Source organism: Pseudonocardia sp. SID8383 (assembly GCF_009864975.1).
Lineage (GTDB): Bacteria > Actinomycetota > Actinomycetes > Mycobacteriales > Pseudonocardiaceae > Pseudonocardia > Pseudonocardia alni.
Genome location: NZ_WWFY01000511.1, coordinates 1 through 283, shown reverse-complemented (window position 1 = coordinate 283; position 283 = coordinate 1). Strand labels below are relative to the sequence as shown.

Below are 283 nucleotides of genomic sequence, written 5' to 3'. Positions count from 1 at the left end.
CGCGAGCGCGCGGCCGGCCCGCGCCGGCGCGGCCAGGTCGGTGGCGGCGTAGCGCGCGGCGAGCCCGACCGCCGTCCCCGAACCGATCAGCAGCAACGACACCAGCAGCAGCGCCACCGAGCCGGTCGTGACCGCGACGACCGCACCGACCGCGCCGAGCAGTCCCACCAGGTGACCGCCGACCAGCGCGGGACGCCGTCCCCGGGCCTGGGCCACGCGTGCGACGACGGCGGCCGCACCCGCCGCGCCCAGCACGCTCGCCGTCGACGCGACGCCACCGACC

The 283-nt window shown here is 80.2% G+C and carries 1 pseudogene; it reads right to left on the bottom strand.

Annotation, left to right across the window (positions count from 1 at the left end):
* A pseudogene (locus GTW08_RS12250) lies at positions 1-283 on the bottom strand (MFS transporter); the annotation flags it as partial.